The sequence below is a fragment of the Microbacterium sp. NPDC091662 genome, assembly GCF_044756705.1.
In the GTDB taxonomy this organism is placed as follows: Bacteria; Actinomycetota; Actinomycetes; order Actinomycetales; family Microbacteriaceae; genus Microbacterium.
The window spans coordinates 2,548,279-2,561,788 of sequence record NZ_JBIVTM010000001.1 but is presented as its reverse complement, the minus strand read 5'-3'; the positions used below and the strand labels follow the sequence as shown (position 1 = coordinate 2,561,788).

Below are 13,510 nucleotides of genomic sequence, written 5' to 3'. Positions count from 1 at the left end.
GGCGCCGTGGTCGGCGTCGTATCAGGATCCGAGCGTCAGCAGCATTCGAGCCAGCGCGTACCGGGCGTGACCTCGGGAGGTACGCGGGTCGTATCCCAGCGTCTCGACGAGGGCTGTCATGCGCTCCTGCACACTGGAGTGGTGTCTGCCCAGACGCGCCGCGGCAGCACGCATGCTCTGCTCTTCGGCGACGGCGTCGAGGAGTTCGCGGCTGCGTTCATCGAGTGCCGCGAGCGCGGCGGCATCCGGGTGCAGCGGGCTCGATTCCGCGGTGTCGGCGACGAGAAGCAGCGCTCCGAGATCGGCCGCATCGACCACCGGCTCGTCCGCGCTCGTGAGGCGCACGGCCACGAGTGCCGAAGACCACGACGCGGGAAGTCGTTCCCCGGGCCCGGCCAGACCGATGCCCAGCCGCAGGACGCCCGACTCGGGCCAGGCCTCGCGCACATCCGTCTGCGCGTCGAGGATCGTCGCACGCGTGAGGCCGTGCCGAGTGGCGACCACGGCCGAGGGGTGCGTCGGCAACGGTGCGGGGTCGGGAGGCGAGGCGACCAGCCGCAACGTGCTCGCTGTGAGCCGGAGCCGCGGCTGCTCTCTCCTCGGCACCGGCGTAGGAGCTGATGGCGAGTTCGACCGCGCTCTCCGGTCCCACCGAGCGGCGTGCGCGGATGATGCCGAGGGCGAGAGCGAGCCGCTCCAGGATCATCGCGTCGTTGGTGTGCGCATCGCCCTCCCGCTCGATCCAGGCGACGGCATCCGGTCCGCTCTCGCGCACCGGCCAGGTGTGCGACGGCTCGACGGGATCGATGCGCACCCCATCGGCCCGCACGCGCACGATCTGTCGACCGTCGCGCTGCCCGACGGTCGCACCGCTCAGCACCGCCGCGCCCCGCAGCATGCTCTCCACGCCGACGGAGCGGGCGACGAGGGCGTCGAAGTAGCTGACGACTTTGAGCGTCTCGCTGGCATCCGGGTCGAGGGCGGTGAGACGCCCCAGCAGATCTTGCATGTCGGGCTCCATCGCGCGGGGATTCCACCCTACGGGGTCGGTGTGTCCCTCTCCGGTCGCACGTGCTGCCGTCCGGCGACGCTGGAGCCGGCATCAGGTGCGACCGGAGAGAACCGGGCACGGAATCCGGACTCAGGAGATCAGGCGGTTCACCCAGTTGTCGCGTGCGGCGAGCATGGCCTGCGCGACGGCGGCGTGCGGGGCGAACATGTCGAAGCCGTGGAAGCCGCCGGCCCACACGTGCAGCTCGGCCTGCACCCCGGCTTCCCAGAGCTTCGTGGCATAGGCGACGTCCTCGTCGCGGAACACCTCGGCGCTGCCGCAGTCGATGAACGCGGGCGGGAGCCCTGACAGGTCGGTCGCCCGGGCGGGGGCGGCGTAGATCGACACGTCGTCGGTTCCCACGCGATCGCCCAGGAGCGCCGTCCACCCGGTCACGTTCGAACCGCGGTCCCAGACACCGATGCCGTCGATCTGCCGTGTCGACACCGACTCGTCCCGGTCGTCGAGCATCGGGTAGATGAGCAGCTGGCCGATCAGCTCGGGGCCCTTCCGATCACGGGCGAGCAGGGCCGTGCCCGCGGCCAGTCCTCCGCCGGCGCTGCCCCCGCCGATCAAAAGGCGCGACAGGTCGATGCCGAGCTCCTCGGCGTGCTCTGCGGTCCACAGCAGACCCGCGTAGCAGTCCTCCACCGGATACGGGTCGGGGAACTCGGGGGCGAGCCGGTACTCGACCGTGACGATCACACCGTTGAAGCGCTCCGCCCAATCGAGGAAGCCGACAACACCGAGCCAACGGTTTCCGATGATCATGCCGCCGCCGTGGGTGTGGAAGAAGCCGGGACCGGTGCCGGTCCGGCCGTCCTTCTCGATCACGGAGACGACGATCTCGTCTCCGTCGTGCCCGGCGATCGCGACGTCGCGGCGTGTGAAGCCGCGGTCGGCGAGCGCGGAGAAGATCTCCTCGTCGCCGCTCACCGGCGACTGGCGCAGCAGCGGGATCATCTCGGGCGTCAGGGTCGACGGCAACTGGTCGCCGACGAGGGCAAGCGCAGCCTCGAGCTCGGGATCGAACGGCGGTCGCGCCAGGGTCGTGTCAGTCATCAGAACTCCTTCGTCCTCTGTCCTCGGCCGCCATCACGGCGGCGTTCCGCCAGCATTCCGCACGCCGCACACGAGGGTAACCCGCCAGCCGGGGCCGATCGGGCGCCTCGGATCCGCCGGATGGCGGGGCGTGCTGCCCGGGCATCCGGCGACGCCTTGAAGGCGCGTGCCGCTCTGGATAGCCTGGCGACTGAGGGAAGGAATGCGCGCATGATCCAGGTTCTCGACGAGCAGCAGTCCTATGAGCTGTTGACCACCACCACGATCGGCCGCGTCGGCGTCGTCCACGAGGGCCGGGTGCAGATCCTTCCGGTGAACTTCGCGGTCTCCGGGCACGATCTCCTTCTCCGCACCGCGCCCGATGGGGTGCTGGCCGCGCTGACCCGCGAACCGCTCGAGGTCGCGTTCGAGGTGGACTATCACGATCCCCTCGGCAACACGGCGTGGAGCGTTCTGATGCATGGCCCCCTCTCCCGGGTCCCCGATGACGAGGCGACGGGCGACGCCGCTCGCGTGCACCCCTGGGCGGGAGAGGATCGAAGGCTTCCCCTGTCGTTCCACATCGAGGGCATCACGGGCCGCAGCGTCCGACGGGATCAGTTCCGCGGCAAGGACTGAAGCACGCGACGTACCCGGGGATCCACACTCAGGAGGCGAGGGCGAGCCCGGCGGCGAGCGCGAAGCCCAGCACGGTCGCGAGGCCCGTCGACTCCTTCGCCTTGGACTGCGCCTCGGGGATCATCGAGTCGACCAGCATCACGAGCAGTGCTCCCGCAGCGAAGCCGCTCGCCGCTGAGCGGAAATCGTCACCGGTGATGCTCGCCAGACCGAAGCCCGCGATGGTCGCGACGGCGCAGATCACGGTCACGCCGGCCCAGAGCAGCAGCACCCGCGACTTCGCCATGCCGCCTTCGAGCAGGTCGGCGGCCGAGCCGATCGACTCGGGCAGGTTCGAGACCAGGATGGCGACCACGAGCGCGATGCTGACCGGCTCCCCGGACGCGAGTCCGATACCGAGCACCAGCTGCTCCGGGATGCCGTCGAGCAGAGCACCCACGGCGAGTTGGCCCCCGCCCGCCTGCTCCTTGGCCTTCGCGGCCCTGGCGTCGAGAATGCGGTCCGCGATGTAGTAGCTGATCGCTCCCGCCGCGACACCGACCACGAGGGGGACGGGGCCGGCGAGGTCGAGCCCCTCCTCCCAGAGCTCGAAAGCGATCGACGCCATGAGCGCGCCGGCGCCGAAACCGAGCACGATGCCGAGCCAGCGCGGCGGCCACGTGCGCAGCAGCGCGAGCACCGCACCGATGAACAGCGGCGCCGCCGCGACCAGACCCCACAGGACCGCTTCGCCCATGTCTACCTCCGTGGGGCCACTCTCCCACCTTGGTGAGCACCCGCCGCCTCCGCCTGGGCGAAAACGGAGACGTGTCGCGCATCCGTCGGCGCGTCGGGAGTCGACTCGCCGTGTGGCACGCTCTGCGTCTGCGCTTTCGCACCGCCACGAGGATGTCCCTCAGCCGGAGTAGTCGGCGTTCGGAGTGACGAACGTCGCTGTGTACTCGTCGGGTCTTCCGGCACCACGCTCACACCCGACGACGTTCGCGAGCTCCGCCTTGACGGCCAGCGCTGACCTCGTCCTCGACACGAGCGCCGCAGTGGCTCTTCTCGTCGAAGACAACACGGCCCATGATGCAGTGCAGAGTGCGTGCGCCGGTGCCACCCTCGGCCTCGCCGGGCACGCTTCCGCGGAGACATACTCTGTGCTGACCCGGCTGCCGGGCCCCAACCGACTGTCGCCGTCGGCAGCCGCGGACGCCATCCGTGCCGCCTTCCCGCAGTCGATCTCGCTCTCCGCACAGTCAGCGCTCACCGCCGTGGATGCTCTCGCGGATGCGGAGATCTCCGGAGGAGCGGTCTACGACGGCTTGGTCGCGTTGTGCGCCCGTGACGCGGGCGCGACGCTCGTCACATGCGATCGTCGTGCGATGGGCACGTACGCGGCCCTCGGCGTCACCGTGCGCCTCGTCTCATGCGACACGGGGCGACACGCCGCCCGCCGATAGACTGGGAAGCATGTCCAAGGTCCTCCAGTCCCTGCCCGTCGGCGAGCGCGTCGGCATCGCCTTCTCCGGAGGACTCGACACCTCCGTCGCCGTCGCGTGGATGCGCGAGAAGGGCGCGGTTCCCTTCACGTACACCGGCGACCTCGGCCAGTACGACGAAGACGACATCGCCTCGATCCCCGGCCGCGCGCTCGAGTACGGCGCAGAAGCCTCGCGCCTGATCGACTGCAAGACCGCCCTGGTCGAAGAGGGCTTCGTCGCCCTCTCCTGCGGCGCCTTCCACATCCGCTCCGGCGGCAAGACCTACTTCAACACGACGCCCCTCGGTCGCGCGGTCACCGGCACCATGCTGGTGCGCGCCATGAAGGAGGACGGCGTCGACATCTGGGGTGACGGCTCCACCTACAAGGGCAACGACATCGAGCGGTTCTACCGCTATGGGCTGCTCGCGAACCCGCGCCTGCGCATCTACAAGCCGTGGCTCGACGCCGACTTCGTCACCGAGCTCGGTGGCCGCAAGGAGATGAGCGACTGGCTCGTCGCCCGCGACTTCCCCTACCGCGACTCCGCCGAGAAGGCCTACTCGACCGACGCCAACATCTGGGGCGCGACGCACGAGGCCAAGACACTCGAACACCTCGACGTGTCGCTCGAGACCGTCGACCCGATCATGGGCGTGAAGTTCTGGGACCCGTCCGTCGCGATCGAGACCGAAGACGTCACCGTCACCTTCGAGGCCGGCCGCCCGGTCGCCATCAACGGTGTCGAGTACTCCGACCCGGTGGCCCTGGTGATGGAGGCGAACACGATCGGCGGTCGCCACGGCCTCGGCATGAGCGACCAGATCGAGAACCGCATCATCGAGGCGAAGTCGCGTGGCATCTATGAGGCTCCGGCCATGTCGCTGCTGTTCATCGCGTACGAGCGGCTGGTCAACGGCATCCTGAACGAAGACACCCTCGCGACCTACCACGAGCAGGGTCGCCGCCTGGGCCGCCTCATGTACGAGGGCCGCTGGCTCGAGCCGCAGTCGCTCATGCTGCGCGAATCGATCCAGCGCTGGGTCGGCCTCACGATCTCGGGCACCGTCACGATCCGTCTGCGCCGCGGCGACGACTGGACCATTCTCGACACCGTCTCACCGAACCTCTCGTACGGCCCCGAGAAGCTGTCGATGGAGCGTGTCGGCGACGCCGCCTTCGGCCCGGTCGACCGCATCGGCCAGCTCACCATGCGCAACCTCGATATCGCGGATTCCCGTGCGCGCCTCGAGCAGTACGCGGGCCTCGGCCTCGTGGGCGGCGCGACCGGCGAGCTCGTCGGCCGCGTCACCGCCGGCGAGTCGGCGGAGATCACCGAGTCTGTCCACGGGTCGATCTCCGAAGCCGACGAGACGCTGGCCGACGCCGTCGACTCGGCCTCCGAAGGCGCGGCCTTCGACTCCGGCACCGACTGATCCTCGAACGACACGATGCGCCGGCACCCTCGGGTGTCGGCGCATCGGTGCGTTCAGGCACCCGCCCGGCCTCAGCGGCGTTCCGCCTCAGACGTCTCGGGCCTCGGTGCGATCGATGATGCCGGGAAGCACCTCGTCGAACAGGGTCACGAGAGCCGCGCGCACCTGCGTCGCATCTCGACCCACGATGGCGTCTCTGATCTCGAGGGTGGACCGCTCGCTCGCCACCCAATCGAACCAACCGGCGGCGTGCTGCGTGAAGCGTCGGATCTGCGGCCCGAGCAGCTCGATCACGGATGCCCGCAGGGCGTTGCCCTCGAGACGCGCGAAGCCGATCGCGATGGCACGCAGGGCGACCCCGTAGGCCACGACGTCGCGCTCACCCGCGGCGACCGACATGTCCTCCGTCAGGTCGACGAGGTAGGTGACATCATCTTCTCCGATGAGCGGCATCGCATGCCGCACCGATCCGATCCAGATATCACCGAAGAGGGCGATCGCGTCGCGGATCTGGTCGAGGTCGAGCGGCGCCACGCGCGTGAAGCGATTTCGCTGCATCTCGACGAGGCCCTGTTCCGCCAGACGCGCCAATGCATGCCGGACGGGGGTCTTGGAGGTCCCCAGATCCTCTGCCAGTTCGGAGTCGCGAAGGCGTTCACCCGGTCGCAGCTCACCGTCCACGATCGCATCGCGCAACCGGCGATAGACATCTTCACTCATCGTTCTGCGCTCCAGCGCGACATCGATGCCTGCCAAATCACACTCTCCCTCGACCACAGCGGTTCCCCCACCACTCGAAACGGTCGACACTCGCGAACCGAACACTCCCGTATCCGGAACCGGCGCCATCCCCCCGCGCACGCCAGCGCGCAACGCGTAACATAACACGGCGCAGATCACCGGAAGCTGTGCACCGGCCGCCTGAGCGCTCTCCGTGAATCTCACGTATATCTTGCACAACGTTGTGCATGATCCCTACGATGAAGTCATGACCACTCGTGCACCCCGCCGCGACGCCGTCGAGAATCGCGCAGGCATCCTCTCCGCCGCTCGCTCGACACTGGCCGTGCATCCGCACGCCTCCATCGACGTCATCGCGCGCAGCGCCGGACTCTCGCGACGCACCCTGTACGGGCACTTCGATGACCGCGACGCCCTCATCCGCGAACTCATCTCCAGCGGCACACAGCGGTTCAACGCCATCGCGGCCTCGATCGACGACCCCGACGCGCGGCTCGCCCTCGCCCGCCTCGCGGCCCACCTCTGGCACGAAGCCGCGCATGTGCAGGTGGCCGCAGCCCTCGCCCTCGACGAGGCACACGTCGAGCACACCGCCACCGCCCTCGCCCCCCTGCGTCGCACCGTGGCAGCGCTCGTGCGCCGAGGCCAGGAAGACGGCAGCTTCCGCACCGACCTCGCCGCCCCCACCCTCGCGCGCCTCATCGAGGAGATGGCTCGCACGGTCATCTCCCGAACGGACGCAACCAGCACGGGTGCGGCCGACCTCGCCGTGCGGACGGTGCTGAGCATCGCCGGGCTCTCCTGGCGCGAGGCCGACGATCTGCTCACGTCCCACCCCGACATCGCCGCATCCGCCGCCGCCCCGACGGGGTCGCCGCGCACCCCGGAAGGCCGCGCATGAAGATCACCCTGCACGACGTGAGCAAGGGCCGCAACGGCCAGGCACTGCCCGCGATGTCGCTCGAGTTCCACACCGGCTCGGTGCGCTTCGCCCTGGCCGAGACGGAACAGCGCCCGACGGTGCTCGGACTCATCGCGAGCGGTCGCATGCGCCCCGACACCGGCCGCGTGCGCATCGACGACGCCGACGATCCGAAGGCATTGCGTCGTCGTGTCGCCCTCGTCGACGCCCCCGCCGTCAGCGACCCTCACCCCGACGTCGCCCTCGTCGGCGTCGTCGAGGAAGAGCTCATGTTCGCCGGCCTCGGCGCCACTCCCCTGCACGCACGCCGCTGGCTGGCACGACTCGGCTATACCGAGCTCGCGACCGTGCCGTTCGGCACGATCGACCCCGCCGCGCGGGTGCGCATCCTGTGCGAGCTCGCGGTGCTCCGCTCCGGAGTCGAGGGCATCGTGCTCGTCTCTCCCGACCGTCACGGAGGAAGCCCCGATGGCTGGTGGCGCATCGCGGGAGAGTTCACCGACCGCGGCTACGCGATGCTCGTGATCATCGGGGGTTCCGCAGCCGTCGCCCTGGAGCGGATGCAGGAGTTCGACGCGATCAACGCCTCCGGTCCCGTCGAACCGCTCGCGCTCGAAGAGCCCGCAACCGCAACGCCCCCGACCGCAACGCCCCCGACCGACGAGGTGTCCGCCGTAGCCGAGACATCCGCCACGTCCGAGCCACCCGCCACGAACGAGAACGGAGAAGCGCGATGAAGGTTCCCGCCATGATCGCCGCCGAACTCCGGCGACTCACCGCGAGCCGGATGGGCATCATCGCCCTGGTCGCCTTGATCTGCGTCCCGATCCTCTACGGCGGCCTCTACCTGTGGGCGAACCAGGATCCGTACGCGAAGTTCCCCGAGGTCCCGGTCGCCCTCGTCGTCGACGACGAGGGCGCCCCCGCGCCCACCACCGGAACCGAGCCCGCGACCGGCGAGACCGTGAACTACGGAGAGGACGTGGCCGAGAACCTCATCAAGGGCAACGCCTTCGACTGGCAGCTGATGTCGGCCGACGAAGCCTCCGAAGCCCTGCACGTCGGCGCGGTCGACTTCACCGTGACGATCCCGGCCGACTTCTCCTCGGCGCTGACCTCAGCCGCGGGGTCCGATCCGCACCAGGCGCGCATCGACCTCGAGACCAACGACGCGAACAACTACCTCGCCTCGTCGATGGGCACGCAGGCCGTGGAGAAGATCCGCAGCTCTGTCGCCGAGATGGTCGGCAGCCAGGCCGCGGAACGCCTGCTCACCGGTCTGAGCGACGTGCGCGACAAGCTGATCACGGCAACGGACGGCGCCACACAGCTCACCGACGGCGCCGACACCGCCGCCGCCGGCAGCTCCTCCCTCGCCGAGGGAACCGCGCAGCTCGCCGACGGGACGGCGCAGTTGGCGACCGGGGCGCAGAGCCTGGCGAACGGCGCCCAGCAGGTGAGCGCGGGCAACCGTCAGCTCGCCGATATCGCCGACCGGGCGGGAACCGCGGTGCAGCAGGCCGCGAACGCCCTGCCGCAGGTGCGCACCGACATCGCGAACGCGCTGACGCAGCAGGGGCTCACGCCCGACGAGATCGACCAGGTGCTCGCCACGCTCGATCCGCTCGGCGCACGTCTGCAGGAGGGGAACACGCAGGTACAGGCGGCGGTCGGCAAGGTCGACCAGCTCGCCGACGGTGCCGCGTCGCTCGCCTCGGGCGCCTCCGAACTCGCCGCCGGTGCCGGCACGGTCGCCACGGGTGCCGCCGCCGCGAACGACGGTGCCGCACAGTTGCGGGATGGACTCGCCACGCTCGCCTCCGGCACGGCCCAGCTGCGCGACGGACTGTCACAGGGCGTCGACGCGATTCCCGCCTCCACACCCGACCTGCGATCCCTGCAGGCCCAGACGATCGCCGACCCGGTCAAGGTGTCGAGCGACAAGGTCGCATCCGCCGAGGACTACGGCGCCGGCCTCGCCCCGTTCTTCGCTGCATTGTCCGCATGGATCGGCATCTACGCCCTCTTCCTGATCGTGAAGCCCATCTCCCGGCGCGCCATCACGGCGTTGCACTCCCCCGTCCGCATCACGCTGGCCGGCTGGCTGACCCCGGCGATGCTCGGTGCCGTGCAGATGCTCGGGTTGATGGGCATCCTCGCCATCACCCTGGGCTTCACCTTCGACCATCCGCTCGGCACCCTCGGCGTCATGGTGTTCGCGTCGGCGACCTTCGCCGCGATCATCCTCGCTCTGAACGTCTGGCTCGGCTCGGTCGGGCAGTTCCTCGGTCTGGTGCTGATGGTTCTGCAGCTGGTGACCGCGGGTGGCACGTTCCCCTGGCAGACATTGCCTGCCCCCCTCGCCGCCCTGCACCACGTGCTGCCGCTGGGATACGTCGTCGATGCGATGCGCCAACTCATGTACGGCGGCGACTTCGCGCGCGCCGGGTGGGATCTGGCCGTGCTCGGCGCGTGGCTCGTCGGCGCGCTGCTGTTCGCGATGATCGGCGTGACGCGCATGACGCACCGGCGCACCCTGCGCGATCTGCAGCCGAGCCTGATCGGATGATCGGCCCGGTGCTCGTCGCGGAACTCCTCGCGGCGAGCGCCGGTGCGGATATGATGCGAAGGCGCGACCCTGAAACGCGCACTGGGGCTCGGTGGGACTGAGTTCCACCTGTCTACCCGAAAGAGTTCTCGACGATGATGACCGATTCGCAGGAGTCCGCCGCACCTTCTCGCCCCTCTTTGGGCGTTCGCATCGGACGCATCGCGTTCCTCGTCGTGGCCGGTATCGTCGTGGTCGCCGTGGCCGCGGCGTTCTTCGTGACCTGGACCATCCAGCGGTCCTTCCCGCAGACCGAGGGGTCCATCGAGCTCGACGGGCTCTCGGCCGAGGTCACGGTGCAACGCGACGATCGTGGCATCCCGACGATCACCGCCGATTCGACCGACGACCTGTTCTACGCGCAGGGTTTCGTGCACGCGCAGGACCGGTTCTTCGAGATGGACTTCCGCCGCCATGTGACCGCCGGCCGCGTCGCCGAGATGTTCGGGGAATCACAGGCCGGCACCGACGCCTTCCTCCGCACGCTCGGCTGGCGCAAGGTCGCCGAGGCCGAAGTCGAGGCGATGGACGACACCACCCGCGGCTATTACGAGGCGTATGCGGATGGCGTGAACGCCTACCTGGCCTCGCGCTCCGGCGCCGAGCTGTCGCTCGAGTACGCCGTGATCGGCCTGCAGAACCCCGCCTACGTGCCCGAGCCCTGGGAGCCTGCCGATTCCGTCGCCTGGCTCAAGGCCATGGCCTGGGACCTCCGCGGCAACATCGAGGACGAGACCGAACGTTCCCTGCTCGCCGCCGAGCTGAACGAGGGCGCGGGTGCAGACGACGCGACCACCGACGACATGCTGGCCACGCTCTACCCCGACTATCCGTTCGATGAGAACCCCGTGATCGTGCCCAAGATCTCGACCGTTCCCACGCTCGGCACCGATGCGGAGCCCGCGGCGTTCCTCTCCTCCGAAACCGACGGCGAGATGCAGCAGGCATCGACGACCGTCGAGTGGAAGGAGACAGCGAACGTGATCGAGGCAGCGAGCGTGCTGGTCGGCGACGTCGGCGAGGGCATCGGCTCGAACTCCTGGGTCGTCTCCGGAGACCTCACCGAAACCGGGATGCCGCTGCTCGCGAACGATCCGCACCTCGGGGCGTCGCTGCCGTCGGTCTGGTATCAGGTGCAGTTGAAGTGCTCGACGGTGAGCGAAGAGTGCCCGTTCGACGTGGGAGGCTTCTCGTTCTCCGGCCTTCCCGGCATCGTGATCGGCCACAACCAGAAGGTCGCCTGGGGATTCACCAACCTCACCACCGACGTCACCGACTTCTACATCGAGCGGGTCGAAGGCGACCAGTACTGGCGCGACGGAGCGCTGGTGCCCCTGGAGGAGAGCACCGAGACGATCAAGGTCGCCGGCGGCGACGATATCGAACTGACCATCCGCTCGACCGTGCACGGCCCTCTCATCTCGGGACTCACGGACGACTTCACGGCCATCGCCGACGACCCGGAACCCGCGCTCGGCGCCGAGGCCGTCACACCGGCGACCTCGGCGCCCGGTTCCGATGACGCCGAGTACGCCGTGAGTCTGCGGTGGACCGCGCTCGATCCCGGCACGGCGGCGACGGCGATCTTCGCGCTCTCCACCGCGCAGGACTTCGACGACTTCCGCTACGCCGCCTCGCTCTTCGACGTGCCGGCGCAGAACCTCATCTACGCCGACACCGAGGGCAACATCGGCTACCAGACCCCCGGTCGCCTTCCGATCCGTGGCGCGGGCGACGGATGGATGCCGCAGCCCGGATGGGACAGCAGCTACGACTGGACCGGGTTCATCCCGTTCGAGGAGCTGCCGGTGTCGTACAACCCCAACTCGGGGTACATCGTGACCGCGAACAACGCGATCGTCACCGACGACTACGCCTACTTCCTCTCGCGCGACTGGGACTACGGCTACCGCGCGGCACGCATCGCCCACCTCATCGAGCGGCGGGCAGCCGTCGCCCTCCTGACCGCCGACGACATGCGCGAGATCCAGATGGACGACGAGATGTGGATCGGCACGCAGCTGACGACAGCGCTGGCAGACGTCGAGGTGTCCGGCGCCGGCGCGACCGAGGCCGTCGAGCTGCTGCAGGGATGGGACGGGCAGAACACGGCCTCGTCGGCGGCGGCAGCCTACGCGAACGTGCTGTGGTCGAATCTGGTGCAGAACATCTTCGCCGAGCGCGCCCAGCCGCTCCCCATCGACGGTCAGGGTCGGCTCTTCACGGTCGTCTCCGACATGCTGGCCGATCCGTCCGACCCGCTCTGGGTCAACGAGCAGATCGACGTCGACGGCATGGAGCAGATGCTGGCTCTGTCGGCGGAAGAGGCCTACGACGAACTGGCCGCTCTTCAGGGCACCACCGTCTCGCGCTGGAACTGGGGCGACCTGCACGCGATCACCCTCACCAGCGAGACGCTCGGCTCTTCGGGCATCGCACCGATCGAAGCGCTGTTCAACCGGGGACCGTTCCCCGTGAGCGGAGGCGCTTCCGTGGTGAACGCGACGGGCTGGGAGCTCGGCGTCTCGTACGCCACCACGACCGTGCCGTCGATGCGCATGGTGGTCGACCTCTCCGACTTCGACGCCTCGACCTGGAACCATCTCACCGGCGCCTCGGGTCACGCGTACAACGAGCACTACACGGATCAGACGGCGGACTGGGCAGTAGGCATCCAGAAGCCGTGGGCATACTCGGCGAAGGCCGTGAAGGCGGCCGCCGTCGACACCCTGGTGCTGACGCCGGCGGGCTGAACGACCGCACTCGGGGCGTCCGAAGCGGCGCCCCAGGATGCTCGGCTAGCGTTGACGGGTGCCATCCAGCTATCTCGCCCCCAAGGGCACCCCCGTCATGCTCCTGGAGTTCGAGCACGCAGGTGCGACCCTCATCGCCGAGACCTTCGGAGAGGGCACGCACACCTACCTGCTGCTGCACGGCATCGGAATGGGGCGGAGCGTCTACCTCGACGTCGTGCAGCGTCTCGAAGGCCGGGTCATCGCCCTCGACCTGCCCGGCTTCGGCGAGGCGCCCGAGCCCACGCGGACGCTCACCATGGAACGGCACGCCGACCTCGTCGCGGCCTACCTGCAGCACGTCGACTCGGGCCCGGTCATCGTGATCGGCCATTCGATGGGCAGCCAGATCGCGGCCGAGCTCGCCGCGCGGCATCCGTCCCTCGTCGAGGGGGTCGTGCTGGCCGGACCCACCGTGAACAAGGCGGCACGCAACATCGGCGCCCAGGCACGGTACCTGCTGACCGACCTCATCGGTGAGCGCCCCCTGGTCATCTGGCGCGGTGCCAGGGAGTACCTCCGCGGCGGCCCTCACCTCGTCCGCAAGATGCGCGCGACGATCGTGCACGAGCCTGAGGATGCGTTCGTGCGCATCGACTGCCCGGTGCTGGTGCTCCGCGGGGAGAGCGATCCCCTCGCGCCGATGAGCTGGTGCCGCGAGATCATCGATGCCATCCCCGGCGCCGACCTCGAAGTCATCCCCGACCACGGTCACGGCACGCTGATCAGCGACTCCGAGCCCGCGGCCCGCCTGATCCACGAATTCACCGCCCGCCTCTAGTGGGTCGGCCGGGGGTCACCCCGGTGTGCCCAGA

The 13,510-nt window shown here is 69.3% G+C and carries 13 protein-coding genes; 9 read left to right on the top strand and 4 right to left on the bottom strand.

Annotation, left to right across the window (positions count from 1 at the left end):
* Positions 1 to 21: 21 nt before the first annotated feature.
* A complete protein-coding gene (locus ACIQLD_RS12535) occupies positions 22 to 606 on the bottom strand; it encodes a hypothetical protein (RefSeq protein ID WP_402608310.1) in 585 nt (194 codons plus the stop codon).
* A gap of 14 nt (positions 607 to 620) precedes the next feature.
* Here ACIQLD_RS12535 and ACIQLD_RS12530 point away from each other — a divergent pair, with 14 nt between their 5' ends.
* The gene (locus tag ACIQLD_RS12530; RefSeq protein ID WP_402608309.1) at positions 621 to 941 is read left to right on the top strand and encodes a hypothetical protein; all 321 of its coding nucleotides are present in this window, start codon (positions 621 to 623) and stop codon (positions 939 to 941) included.
* Between the two features lie 200 nt (positions 942 to 1,141).
* On the opposite strand, the gene ACIQLD_RS12525 is transcribed toward ACIQLD_RS12530, so the two are convergent.
* Positions 1,142 to 2,113, bottom strand: coding sequence for an alpha/beta hydrolase fold domain-containing protein (locus ACIQLD_RS12525; RefSeq protein WP_402608308.1), 972 nt, complete (start codon positions 2,111 to 2,113; stop codon positions 1,142 to 1,144).
* 210 nt (positions 2,114 to 2,323) lie between these two features.
* Between ACIQLD_RS12525 and ACIQLD_RS12520 the strand changes: the two genes are divergently transcribed.
* Positions 2,324 to 2,731 carry a pyridoxamine 5'-phosphate oxidase family protein gene (locus ACIQLD_RS12520; protein ID WP_402608307.1) on the top strand — a complete coding sequence of 136 codons (408 nt, stop codon included), beginning with the start codon at positions 2,324 to 2,326 and terminating at the stop codon, positions 2,729 to 2,731.
* 28 nt (positions 2,732 to 2,759) lie between these two features.
* Here ACIQLD_RS12520 and ACIQLD_RS12515 read toward each other — a convergent pair whose 3' ends face one another.
* Complete coding sequence (locus ACIQLD_RS12515) at positions 2,760 to 3,467, bottom strand: ZIP family metal transporter (protein WP_402608306.1); 708 nt, start codon at positions 3,465 to 3,467, stop codon at positions 2,760 to 2,762.
* Between the two features lie 184 nt (positions 3,468 to 3,651).
* On the opposite strand from ACIQLD_RS12515, the gene ACIQLD_RS12510 reads away from it, so the two are divergent.
* Together ACIQLD_RS12510 and argG are read left to right on the top strand one after the other, a co-directional pair.
* Entirely contained in the window at positions 3,652 to 4,176 is a 525-nt protein-coding gene (locus ACIQLD_RS12510) for a PIN domain-containing protein (protein ID WP_402608305.1), read from the top strand.
* A 10-nt stretch (positions 4,177 to 4,186) separates the two neighbouring features.
* A complete protein-coding gene (argG, locus tag ACIQLD_RS12505; RefSeq protein ID WP_402608304.1) occupies positions 4,187 to 5,632 on the top strand; it encodes an argininosuccinate synthase in 1,446 nt (481 codons plus the stop codon).
* Positions 5,633 to 5,719: 87 nt separating this feature from the next.
* Here argG and ACIQLD_RS12500 read toward each other — a convergent pair whose 3' ends face one another.
* Positions 5,720 to 6,352, bottom strand: a complete 633-nt coding sequence (locus ACIQLD_RS12500) for a GntR family transcriptional regulator (RefSeq protein WP_402608303.1) — start codon at positions 6,350 to 6,352, stop codon at positions 5,720 to 5,722.
* A 268-nt stretch (positions 6,353 to 6,620) separates the two neighbouring features.
* Between ACIQLD_RS12500 and ACIQLD_RS12495 the strand changes: the two genes are divergently transcribed.
* The 5 genes from ACIQLD_RS12495 (at position 6,621) to ACIQLD_RS12475 (ending at position 13,476) form a co-directional block, all read left to right on the top strand.
* Positions 6,621 to 7,274: a TetR/AcrR family transcriptional regulator gene (locus ACIQLD_RS12495; protein ID WP_402608302.1), complete on the top strand. Its 654-nt coding sequence runs from the start codon at positions 6,621 to 6,623 to the stop codon at positions 7,272 to 7,274.
* Positions 7,271 to 8,032 (top strand): hypothetical protein, encoded by a 762-nt coding sequence (locus ACIQLD_RS12490; protein ID WP_402608301.1) that lies wholly within the window; start codon positions 7,271 to 7,273, stop codon positions 8,030 to 8,032. The genes ACIQLD_RS12495 and ACIQLD_RS12490 overlap by 4 nt, the downstream gene beginning before the upstream one ends.
* Positions 8,029 to 9,864 (top strand): YhgE/Pip family protein, encoded by a 1,836-nt coding sequence (locus ACIQLD_RS12485; RefSeq protein WP_402608300.1) that lies wholly within the window; start codon positions 8,029 to 8,031, stop codon positions 9,862 to 9,864. The genes ACIQLD_RS12490 and ACIQLD_RS12485 overlap by 4 nt, the downstream gene beginning before the upstream one ends.
* A 137-nt stretch (positions 9,865 to 10,001) precedes the next feature.
* Positions 10,002 to 12,656 carry a penicillin acylase family protein gene (locus ACIQLD_RS12480; protein WP_402608547.1) on the top strand — a complete coding sequence of 885 codons (2,655 nt, stop codon included), beginning with the start codon at positions 10,002 to 10,004 and terminating at the stop codon, positions 12,654 to 12,656.
* A gap of 58 nt (positions 12,657 to 12,714) precedes the next feature.
* Entirely contained in the window at positions 12,715 to 13,476 is a 762-nt protein-coding gene (locus ACIQLD_RS12475) for an alpha/beta fold hydrolase (RefSeq protein WP_402608299.1), read from the top strand.
* The last annotated feature ends 34 nt before the right edge of the window (positions 13,477 to 13,510 follow it).

Coding starts and splice junctions, on each gene's coding strand:
- ACIQLD_RS12520 (WP_402608307.1), top strand. CDS start 2,324: ATGATCCAGGTTCTCGACGAGCAGCAGTCCTATGAGCTGTTGACCACC.
- ACIQLD_RS12525 (WP_402608308.1), bottom strand. CDS start 2,113: ATGACTGACACGACCCTGGCGCGACCGCCGTTCGATCCCGAGCTCGAG.
- argG (WP_402608304.1), top strand. CDS start 4,187: ATGTCCAAGGTCCTCCAGTCCCTGCCCGTCGGCGAGCGCGTCGGCATC.
- ACIQLD_RS12495 (WP_402608302.1), top strand. CDS start 6,621: ATGACCACTCGTGCACCCCGCCGCGACGCCGTCGAGAATCGCGCAGGC.
- ACIQLD_RS12515 (WP_402608306.1), bottom strand. CDS start 3,467: ATGGGCGAAGCGGTCCTGTGGGGTCTGGTCGCGGCGGCGCCGCTGTTC.
- ACIQLD_RS12500 (WP_402608303.1), bottom strand. CDS start 6,352: ATGAGTGAAGATGTCTATCGCCGGTTGCGCGATGCGATCGTGGACGGT.
- ACIQLD_RS12480 (WP_402608547.1), top strand. CDS start 10,002: ATGACCGATTCGCAGGAGTCCGCCGCACCTTCTCGCCCCTCTTTGGGC.
- ACIQLD_RS12530 (WP_402608309.1), top strand. CDS start 621: ATGGCGAGTTCGACCGCGCTCTCCGGTCCCACCGAGCGGCGTGCGCGG.
- ACIQLD_RS12485 (WP_402608300.1), top strand. CDS start 8,029: ATGAAGGTTCCCGCCATGATCGCCGCCGAACTCCGGCGACTCACCGCG.
- ACIQLD_RS12490 (WP_402608301.1), top strand. CDS start 7,271: ATGAAGATCACCCTGCACGACGTGAGCAAGGGCCGCAACGGCCAGGCA.